The organism is Streptomyces lateritius (genome assembly GCF_014649715.1).
In the GTDB taxonomy this organism is placed as follows: Bacteria; Actinomycetota; Actinomycetes; order Streptomycetales; family Streptomycetaceae; genus Streptomyces; species Streptomyces lateritius.
In genome coordinates this window covers 66,497-76,540 of the sequence record NZ_BMTO01000007.1, presented here as the reverse complement: position 1 = coordinate 76,540, position 10,044 = coordinate 66,497, and the positions used below count along the sequence as shown (strand labels likewise).

Below are 10,044 nucleotides of genomic sequence, written 5' to 3'. Positions count from 1 at the left end.
GGCTCGACCGCATGACATAGACGTCCACCGTCCACGTCCCCACAGTCGTCGCGCACCCGGGCGTGTCGCCAGTCCCCGGGTGCGCGACGCCGGCACCTCCCGGCCCGCAAGGTCGGCCACAGCACCGCTCGCGCGTGGCAGCCGCCGCGCGGCGAGACTAGGTCCTGGACATCGGCAAGCCTGTCGAGCAGGGAGCTCTGCCGCGAGTTGGGCGGCGGTTCGACTTCCGGCTACCTACGATCGTCGAGCCGGGCATACATTCCGTGGTGTGGACATACCTGTCGCCTTCCGCTGGGTGCTCCTTGCCCTCGCGGTGCTCCAGCTTCTCTCCCTCATCCCCATCCTGCGTCGAATGCGTCGAGCCGAACCCGCACGTCGAACCGAGGCACGGCTCGACCTCCTCGATGCCGCCAGCGGCTTCACACTCATGGCCGGCCTCGCCCTCGGCAACTCCGCGGTGATGCTCTGTGGTCTCGTCCTGATGGGCTCGGCAATCGCGGCGAAGGGAGCCCGGACACTCCGCGAGTGTCGCCGGACCTGACTCCCGCCACCTCAAGGCAGGGCTCCACCGACACACTTCTCCCACTGCTCCGAAGCCCTTTGAGCTGACGTCACACCAGCCGCCCGACGGGCCGCGACGTGCTGAGGGGCGTCCCTGCATGGCGACGGCGGACGGGCGCCCTGGCCCACCACTGCCCGAGCCGCCTGCCGACAGCATTCCCGAGGCCACGGGCGCGCTGCTCGTCGTCCTTCCTTGTCGTCCCGCTCGTCGCGCTGTTCGTCGTGCTGTCGCGCCGACGGGGGAGCCGGCCGTCGCCCCTGCCCCTCACTGAGGGGCAGGGGCCGCCAGTCCTCGTACCGCCCGCCACATGAGGCTCCGGTTACTTGTGCGTAGTGCACATGCGGAAGGTGACAGCGGTGACTGTCGGGGCGCGCGTGGTCCGTGACAACGTCGTACTCGTCAACGGCCGAGAACGAGGGAGTGTGTTGTGAACAAGGGGTACGCGGTCTTCTGCGACGCCGACCGTCACTTCTACGACGCCCCGCATCGCCTCGTCTTCGCCGACGCGGCCGGCGACTCCCTCTACTCGGCGGCCAGGCTCCCCGTCCCCGAGGGCTGGACCAGCCATCGCACGGGTGACTGGCTCGCCCTGCGTCCCCTGGACCATCCCCTCCCGTCGCAGGGCTGGAAGATCCACGTCTCGGCGGATCTCGACAACGCCGAGACGGTCCTGGCAACCGTCCGGGAATACTGTCTGCGCAACGACGTGGCCTTCAAGTTCGTGCCCAGCCGGTACCTGCTGCACCAGCGCAACGCCAAGTACGCGGACCGCGCGGCGAGCGGCAAGTTCATCACGGTGTACCCGGCCGACGACGAGCAGTGCGAGCGCGTGGCCACCGACCTGGCGCGACTGCTCGACGGCCGGCCGGGCCCCTACATTCTCAGCGACCTGCGGTGGGGCCGGGGTCCCGTGCACCTGCGGTACGGCAGCTTCACCCGTCGCCACTGCTACGACGAGCACGGGGAGCTGCGCCCCGCCCTGGAGGACGGCTCCGGCACACTCGTACCCGACCAGCGCGGTCCCGTCTTCCGCGTGCCCCCGTGGGTGACCGTGCCCCCCTTCCTGCGCCCGCACCTGGAGGCGAGGGCCGCGGTGACCGTCCAGGACATGCCGTACGAGATCGTCAAGGCCCTGCACTTCTCCAACGGCGGCGGCGTGTACGAGGCGAAGCACCGGAAGAGCGGCAGACGAGTCGTCCTGAAGGAGGCGCGCCCATACGCCGGGCTGGCCGCCGACGGTGCCGACGCCGTCACCCGCCTGCACCGAGAACGCGCAGCGCTGGAGCGGCTCTCGGGGCTCGCCTGCACACCGGAGGTCCTCGACCACTTCACGATCGGCGACCACCACTTCCTGGCGCTGGAATTCGTGGAGGGCAGGCCGCTCAACACCTTCTTCGCCCGCAGGCATCCGCTGATGGAGGCCGATCCACCGGCGGATCGGCTGGCCGAGTACACCGACTGGGCCCTGCGGATCCACGGGCTGGTCGAGCAGGCCGTGGCCGCGGTGCACGCCCGCGGGATCGTCTTCAACGACCTGCACCTGTTCAACATCATGGTGTCCGAGGACGAGTCCTCCGTGGTGCTGCTGGACTTCGAGGCGGCCCAGCCGGCCGAGCAGGGCGGCCGCCAGACGGTGGCAAACCCGGCGTTCGTCGCACCCGCCGACCGGCGTGGCTTCGATGTGGACCGCTATGCCCTGGCGTGCCTGCGGATCGCTCTGTTCGTCCCGCTGACCAGCCTGCTCGCCGTGGACCGGGCCAAGGCCGCGCATCTCGCACAGGTGGCGGCGGCGCGATTCCCCTTACCTGACGGTTTCCTGGACACGGCGGTACGGGAGATCACACGCGAGCCCGCAGCCGTCCCGCCGCGCGACGGCTACCCGCTGCCCGCCGGGACACCGCCCCGCCCCGCCGCCCCGCCGCGCGATGGCGCGCCGGCGCCCGGCCGTTCCGCGGGCCGCGCCCGTTTCCTGCCCGAGGAACCGGGGGACTGGCCGCGCAGCCGCGACTCGATGGTGCGCGCGATCCTGGCGTCGGCGACACCCGACCGAGAGGATCGTTTCTTCCCCGGCGACATCGCCCAGTTCGCCACGGCCGGCGGCGGCCTGTCCGTCGGTCACGGCACCGCGGGAGTCCTGTACGCCCTGCGCGAGAGCGGAGCCGAACGATGTCCGGCAGCGGAAGACACGCTCCTGCGGTACGCCAAGGAGCCCGAGTCCGGCACGCCGCTCGGCTTCTACGACGGGCTCACCGGCATCGCGTGGACCCTCCAGCGGCTCGGGCACACGGCGTCCGCCCTCCAGCTGGCCGAACTCGTCCTCGCACAGGACCACGAAGCGCTCGCTCCCGACCTGCACGGCGGAACGGCCGGAATCGGCCTCGCCCTGGACGCCCTGGCCACCGTCACCGGCGAGAGCGGCCTGCACACGGCAGCCCTGCGGTGCGCCGAACTGACGGCCCGCCCGCCCGCCGCGTCCTCCCCGCCCGTCGCGTCCTCGCGACCCGCGGGTGCGGCGCCGGGCCGGGTGCGGACCGGGTTGCTCCACGGGGCGGCCGGCCGGGCCCTGCTGTTCATACGGCTCTACGAACGCACCCGGGACACCGCGCTGCTCGACCTCGCCGCCGAAGCCCTCCACGACGACCTCAGCCGCTGCGTGCGCGGGGTCTCCGGAACCCTGCAGGTTGACGAGGGCTGGCGCACGATGCCGTACCTCGGTGCCGGCAGCGTGGGCATCGGCATGGTCATCGACGACTACCTCCTCCACCGCCACGACGACGCCCTCGACCGCGCCCGACGCGAGATCGTGCAGGCGGCCCAGGCCACCTTCTACGCCCAGCCGGGTCTCTTCCGCGGCGTCGCCGGCATGGTGCTCCACCTCGCACGGACGAACGCCGACGGACCGGGCACGGCGCCCGAGGACGTACGCCGCCAGGTCGACTGCCTCACCTGGCACGCGATGTCCTACCAAGGCCATCTCGCCTTCCCCGGCGAACAGATGATGCGACTCTCCATGGACCTCGCCACCGGCACCGCGGGCGTCCTGCTGGCCCTCGCGGCAGCGCTGGGCGACCGCCCGGCGCACCTGCCGTTCCTCCCGCCGCTTCCGCGGCCCCAAGAACCGGCCCCGCTCCAGGGGTCGTCCATAGCACAACCGTCCCCGCACGAAAGGAAACGATCATGAACCTGTTCGACCTGCAGTCGCTGGAGACCCCCAAGGACGAGGCCATCGGCGACGTCGAGACGGGAAGCCGCGCGAGCCTGCTGCTCTGTGGCGACAGCAGCCTGAGCGTGACGACCTGCAACTGACGCGGACCGGCTCCGCACACGGCCGCCGCTGAAAGCGCCGTCGCGGAGTCCCGGTGCCCCTGGAGCGTGTCTCCCGGGGCACCGGCCGTCGGGGCCGAGCGCGGGCACGGCCCGGCGGGGACTTCACACCCGCCAGGAGAAAGGGCACCGGATGGCCTCGTCGACCGGCTCCGACCGGCTTCTGCGCAGCGCGGTGCGGCACACCGCGGGCACCACGGCGCTGTTGCTGGCCTGCCAGGTCGCCGGCGCGGCATGCTCGCTCGCCCTCCCCGCCCTCGCCGGCAGGACGCTGGACCTGCTGCTGCACCAACGCCCCGGCGCCGGTACCTGGCTGGTGTGGGTCGCGGTGCTGCTCGCCGCGGAAATCCTGCTGGAGACCGCCGCGGTTTTGCTGACACAGCTCACCAACGCCCGCGCCACCGCCTGGATCCGCCTGCGCGCACTGAACGGCCTGCTCGGCACCGCTCCGAACCGGGCCGCGTCCCACTCCGGCGGCGACGTCGCCGCCCGGCTGTGCGTCAACGCCACCGACAGCGGCACCGCCCCGGCGGCCCTGGCGACATCGGTGTCCTGCGTACTGGCCCCGGCCGGCGCCCTCGTCGCGCTGCTCCTCATCGACCCCTGGACCGCCGCCGTCTTCGTGGCCGGCCTGCCGCTCCTGCTCCTGCTGCTGCGCACGTTCGCGCACCAGTCCTCCGACACCGTCGGCCGCTACCAGCAGGCGCAGGGCGCCATCGCCGCCCGGCTGGCCGAGGCGCTGAGCGGCGCGCGGACCATCGCCGCCGCGGACACGGTACGCCGCGAACAGGACCGCATCCTCGCCCCGCTGAAGGACATGGCGCGGCACGGAACGCGCATGTGGCTCGTCCACGGCCGCGCCGTGGCCCGTAGCGGCGTCCTGCTCCCGTTGCTCACCACGGCCGTCGTGGCGGTGGCGGGGACCAGGCTGGCCGCGGGGCAGGTCAGCGTCGGCGAGCTGCTGGCCGCCTCCCGGTACGCCGCCCTCGCTGCCGGCATCGGGGGCATCGCGGCACCGCTCGGCACGCTGGTCCGCTCCCGCAGCGCCGGTCGCCGCACCGCCGAACTGGCCGATCTCCCACAAATGCCCCACGGCTCCGCCGTCTTGCCGGCCGACGGGCCTGGCACCCTGGAGCTGAGGGGGGTGCGGGTGGTATGCGACGGTGTCGCGCTGATCACGGACGTGACGCTCACGATCGACGGCGGCTCGACGGTCGCCGTGGTGGGCCGCTCCGGCGCCGGCAAGTCCACCCTGGCCGCCGTCGCCGGCCGGCTGACCGACCCCGACGCGGGGCGCGTCCTGCTGGACGGCATCGACCTGACCGAACTGACCCATACGCAACTGCGGCAGGCGACCGCCTACGCCTTCGCCCGCCCCGCCTTCGACGGCGCCGCCGCCACGGTCGGATCCGGGCTCGCCGCCGGGATCGGCCCCGGCCAGAGCCCCGCCACGGCCGCGCAAGTCCGCCGGGCCGCGAGGGCCGCGAGCGCCGACACCTTCATCCGTCTGCTGCCGCAGGAATACGACACGCCACTGGACGACGCGCCGCTGTCCGGCGGTGAGAGCCAACGTCTGGGCCTGGCACGGGCGTTCATCAATTCGGGGCGACTGATGATCCTCGACGACGCGACGTCGAGTCTGGACACGGCCACCGAACGACAGGTGGAACTCGCCCTCTCCACGTCGCTGCGGCCGTGCACCAAGCTGATCGTGGCCCACCGGGTGTCCACCGCGGCCCGTGCGGACCGGGTGGTCTGGCTGGAGGCCGGCCGCGTGCGGCGCTTGGCACCGCACGCGCGGCTGTGGCAGGACCCCGACTACCGCGCGGTGTTCCTGGCCGAGGCGTCACTGCCGTCCGCCCCGCCACCGTCCACCGGCGCAGGTGCCGGAACGGGGACAGGTGCGGGGGTGCCGGTGTCACCGGCTTCGCCCACCCCACCGCTACCGGCACCACCGCCGGCACCCGTAGTCGCGCAGCGCTCCAGCCCCGCCGGCCCGCCCACCCGCAACGGCCTCGGGACGGGCCAGTGAAACCGCGAGGGCGGACGGACGCGACGACGGTCCCGACGACGGCCCCGACGACGGAGGCCACGACTGACCCGGCGACGGACCTGAAGACGCACACGTCCACCCCCGAACCGGGGCCGACCGAAGCGCCGAGCACGCCCCGGCGCGTCACGGCTTCGGCGAGGGTCTTCCTCGGCCGCCGCAAGGCCGTCCTGGCCAAACTGGCGGCATGGTCCGCGGCCGAGTCCGCGCAGACCTTCCTCGGCGGCTACTGCGTGGCACGCTCACTGGACGACGGATTCCTTCGTAGCGCCCCCGCGGCCGGACTGCTCTGGCTCACCGGAGCCGCCGTGGTCATCCTTCTCGGTGCCCCGGTCGTCCGTGGGGTCTTCGCCCAACTCCCTCACCTGACAGAGCCGTTGCGCGACCACCTCGTGCGGCGGTCCGTGATGCACGCACTGCGCGCGGCCACCGCAGCGGGCCCGGCCGTGGACACGACCGCGGTGTCCCGGCTGACCAGTCAGACCGAGATCGCCCGGGACAGCTTCGCAGGGCTGGTGCTCGCCGCCCGGTCCTTCGTCTTCGTCGCTGTGGGAGCCCTGGCAGGGCTTGTGTCACTCGCACCGCAGTTCCTCCTCGTGGTCCTGCCCCCGCTGGTGCTGGGCCTGGCCCTGTTCATCGCCTCCCTGCGGCCCATGGCCCGGGCCCAGCACCGCTACCTCGACGCCGACGAGGCCGTCGGACGGCGAGCGCACATCACCCGCACCGCCCTGCGCGACATCGTCGCCTGCGGCACCCAGGAACCGACCGCCGTACACAACCGCCGTGCCATCGACGAAGCCGCCGCCGCCCAGCGCGCCATGGCCCGCTGGGCGGCGGTGCGCACGCTCTGCGTGGCGACGGCGGGGCAGTTGCCGGTATTCCTACTGCTCGCCACCACCCCGTGGCTCCTTCGCCAAGGCGTCACCGCCGGCGCCCTGGTGGGCGCGCTCACCTACGTCCTCCAAGCGCTGCTGCCGGCCCTGCACACCCTGATGACCGTTCTGGGCGCAGCGGGAGCACGCCTCTTCGTCATCCTCGACCGCCTCACTCGACCACTACCGGCGCCCGATCCCCCCACCCCCAAGCGCGGTCCCGGCCCTACGGCCAGTGCCGCCCGGGCGACGGCGGCACTGGAACTGCGCCACGTCCGGGCCGCGTACGGGCCCGGTGCCCGCGCCGTACTGGACGATCTGGAACTGACCGTCGAGGACGGACAGCACATCGCCGTCGTCGGCCCGAGCGGCATCGGCAAATCGACCCTCCTGCGCATCGCGGCCGGACTGCTGACACCCGATCAGGGCGACGTACGGCTCTACGGCCGTCCCGTCGCACACCACAGCCGCGCCGAACTCGCGGCCCTGCGCGTTCTCATCCCGCAGGAGGCGTACGTCTTCACCGGCACCCTGAGCGACAACCTCCGCTATCTGCGGCCCGACGCCCGCCGGTCCGACCTCGACCAGACCGTACGGGCACTCGCACTGCAACCGCTCCTCGACCGCGTAGGCGGACTCGACCGCCCGCTTGACCCACAGGCCCTCTCCCTCGGCGAGCGCCAGCTGATCGCTCTGGGACGCGCCCACCTCTCTCCGGCCCCCCTGCTGCTGCTCGACGAGGCCACCTGCCACACCGATCCCGTCGCCGAGGCCGTGGCCGAACGCGCCCTGCGAGCCCGGCCCGGTTCCCTCGTCGTCGTGGCCCACCGCCTCTCCTCCGCGCTGCGCGCGGACCGGGTCCTCGTCCTGGACGGCACCCGTGCCCAGTACGGCACGCACCAGGACCTCCTCGTACGTTCCGCTCTCTACCGCGACCTGGTGGGGCACTGGAACGACGCCCGGGGGTGAACGGAGGGTCAGGTCCACCCCGCGCCCTGGGCGATGCGGATGGCGTCCACCCGGTTGCGCGCGCCGACCTTGCGGATGACACTCGCCATGTAGTTGCGCACGGTGCCTTTGGACAGGTGCAGTGCCCCGGCGATCTCGGCGACCGGCGCCCCGTTGGCGGCCAGCGAGAGAACACTCAGCTCACGCCGGGTCAGGGGCATCTCCGCGGCCTGGAGGAACCCCAGGGCGAGCGTCTCGTCGATGAAACGTTCACCCCTGGCGACACGGTGCACTGCCTCGAGCAACCGCTCCTTCGAACCGTTCTTGTCAACGAAACCCGTCGCCCCCGCCGCATGGGCCCGGCGTAAGACACCAGGCCGCTGCGCGGGAATCAGCGCCAGCAGAGCTGAACCACCCTCCACGACCGACGCCGATACCGAGGCGGGGGCCGGCGCCGTGGCGGAGGGCGCCAGGCACTCCGCATCGGCGACGTACACGTCCGGTGCAGACGTCACCGACGCCGGCCCCTGCGGCCAGTGGGACATCGAGGCAACCACCTCAACCCCGCCTGACCGCAGCAGTTCCACAAGCGCAGCACGCAGCAGCTGTGCTTCGTAGACCACCGTCACTCGTATCATCCCCACCCCTTCGACCCCACGCCATGCCGTGAACATGACCTACGCGGCCCACCCCACCCCACCCCACCTCACCCCTCTGCCCCTGCCACTCCAACGAGAACGTGTCACCAGGCGCACAGGGGGCGCACACGGCGTCGCCCCGGCCGGAACCATTCCCTGCCCACGCTCCGTGCGCAGGCCGACGAGGTGCGGTGCCGACCGAAGCGAGCTGGGATTGTCCAGATTCCACCTCCGTCCGGCGTGCAACGGCCGACGCCGGCGGCGGTACGGCAGCCCGCCTCTGGGCACTCCGTGGCGCGGTGGGCGGCGGTTCACCCACGAGCACGGCCTTGAAGCCTTTCGGAAGAGCGATCGGGATCCCACTGACGTGCTGCGTCGCCCCGCGATCTGATCTGGGGAAGGCAGTGGCATCGGTCTGGATGACTCTTCTGACTGCCGGCATCAGGTGCACATGACTCGCTTGCCGCAGGAGTGCGAAGCCGACGCGGCCGAACACCTGGCGCTTGAGCATCCTTGTGCGGTTGCCAAGCGGTCTTGTCCCGTGCGGGTGAGCCGGGGAACGCCGAAGGGCGGCGTACGCCGACGTGGTGTCGGAGTACGCCGCCCGGGAGGGGGAGTGGCGGCCTACTTCGGGTCGCGGCCGAACAGCGACGTGGACCAGAAGTAGCCCAGTGCGGCCAGTGCGAGGCACCAGGCGACGGCCAGCCACCCGTTGTGGCCGATCTCGGTGCCGAGGAGGAGTCCGCGCAGGGTCTCGATGGCGGGGGTGAAGGGCTGGTACTCGGCGATCGGCCGGAACCAGCCGGGCATGGCGTCGACCGGAACGAAGGCGCTGGACAGGAGCGGCAGGATCATCAGCGGCAGGGCGTTGTTGCTGGCCGCCTCGGCGTTCGGGCTGGACAGGCCCATGCCGACCGCGATCCAGGTGAGCGCGAGGGCGACGAGCGTCAGCAGCCCCAGAGCCAGGACCCATTCCAGAGCGGTGGCATGCGTGGAGCGGAACCCGATGGCCACGGCGACGGCCCCGACGAGGACCACGCTCATCACACACTGCAGGACGCTGCCGACGACGTGCCCGATGAGCACGGAGCCGCGGTGGATCGCCATGGTGCGGAAGCGGGCGATGATGCCCTCGTTCATGTCGGTGGAGACGGACACCGCGCTGCCGATCGTGGTCCCGCCGATGGTCAGCATCAAGATGCCCGGGACGAGATACGCGAGGTACTGTGACCGGTCCGCCCCGCCGCCCCCGATCCCGGCGCTCATGACATCGCCGAAGATGTAGACGAACAGCAGCAGCAGCATGACCGGCGTGAGCAGCAGATTGAGCGTCAGGGACGGATATCGCCGCGCGTGCAGCAGGTTGCGGCGCAGCATGGTGGACGAGTCGCGGACGGCGAGGGAGAGCGAGCTCATCGGACAGCCTCCTTGGCGGTCAGGGCGAAGAAGACGTCGTCGAGGTCGGGGGTGTGGACGGTCAGTTCGTCGGCTTCGATGCCGGCGGTGTGCAGCCGGTCGAGGACGGAGCGCAGTGCGCGCTGGCTGCCGTCGCTGGGGATCTGGAGCGCGAGGGCCTCGTCGTCCCGCGTGACGTCGTGGAGCGCGGTGGTGGCGTTCTGGTACGCGGCCGGGTCGGCGAACCGCAGCCGG

The 10,044-nt window shown here is 72.1% G+C and carries 7 protein-coding genes and 1 pseudogene; 5 read left to right on the top strand and 3 right to left on the bottom strand.

The annotated features are described in order from the left end of the window. Positions 1 to 268: 268 nt before the first annotated feature. The 5 genes from IE136_RS15625 (at position 269) to IE136_RS15605 (ending at position 7,777) form a co-directional block, all read left to right on the top strand. On the top strand, positions 269 to 541 hold the full coding sequence (locus tag IE136_RS15625) for a hypothetical protein (RefSeq protein WP_158993469.1): 273 nt from the start codon (positions 269 to 271) through the stop codon (positions 539 to 541). A 448-nt stretch (positions 542 to 989) separates the two neighbouring features. After that, positions 990 to 3,743, top strand: coding sequence for a class III lanthionine synthetase LanKC (gene lanKC / locus IE136_RS15620; RefSeq protein ID WP_158993471.1), 2,754 nt, complete (start codon positions 990 to 992; stop codon positions 3,741 to 3,743). Further along, a complete protein-coding gene (gene ramS / locus IE136_RS15615) occupies positions 3,740 to 3,868 on the top strand; it encodes a mycelium formation morphogenetic lantipeptide SapB (RefSeq protein ID WP_015037662.1) in 129 nt (42 codons plus the stop codon). Before lanKC ends, ramS begins: the two co-directional genes overlap by 4 nt. Before the next feature lie 151 nt (positions 3,869 to 4,019). Next, positions 4,020 to 5,918: an ATP-binding cassette domain-containing protein gene (locus IE136_RS15610; protein WP_229818871.1), complete on the top strand. Its 1,899-nt coding sequence runs from the start codon at positions 4,020 to 4,022 to the stop codon at positions 5,916 to 5,918. Further along, positions 5,915 to 7,777, top strand: coding sequence for an ATP-binding cassette domain-containing protein (locus IE136_RS15605; protein WP_158993473.1), 1,863 nt, complete (start codon positions 5,915 to 5,917; stop codon positions 7,775 to 7,777). Before IE136_RS15610 ends, IE136_RS15605 begins: the two co-directional genes overlap by 4 nt. Before the next feature lie 8 nt (positions 7,778 to 7,785). Here IE136_RS15605 and IE136_RS15600 read toward each other — a convergent pair whose 3' ends face one another. The 3 genes and pseudogenes from IE136_RS15600 to IE136_RS15590 all read right to left on the bottom strand — a co-directional run. Then, positions 7,786 to 8,394, bottom strand: coding sequence for a response regulator transcription factor (locus tag IE136_RS15600; RefSeq protein WP_269783588.1), 609 nt, complete (start codon positions 8,392 to 8,394; stop codon positions 7,786 to 7,788). Positions 8,395 to 9,018: 624 nt separating this feature from the next. Next, entirely contained in the window at positions 9,019 to 9,810 is a 792-nt protein-coding gene (locus IE136_RS15595) for an ABC transporter permease (RefSeq protein ID WP_158993475.1), read from the bottom strand. Continuing rightward, positions 9,807 to 10,044, bottom strand: a pseudogene (locus IE136_RS15590) (ABC transporter); the annotation flags it as partial. The gene IE136_RS15595 and the pseudogene IE136_RS15590, both read right to left, overlap by 4 nt.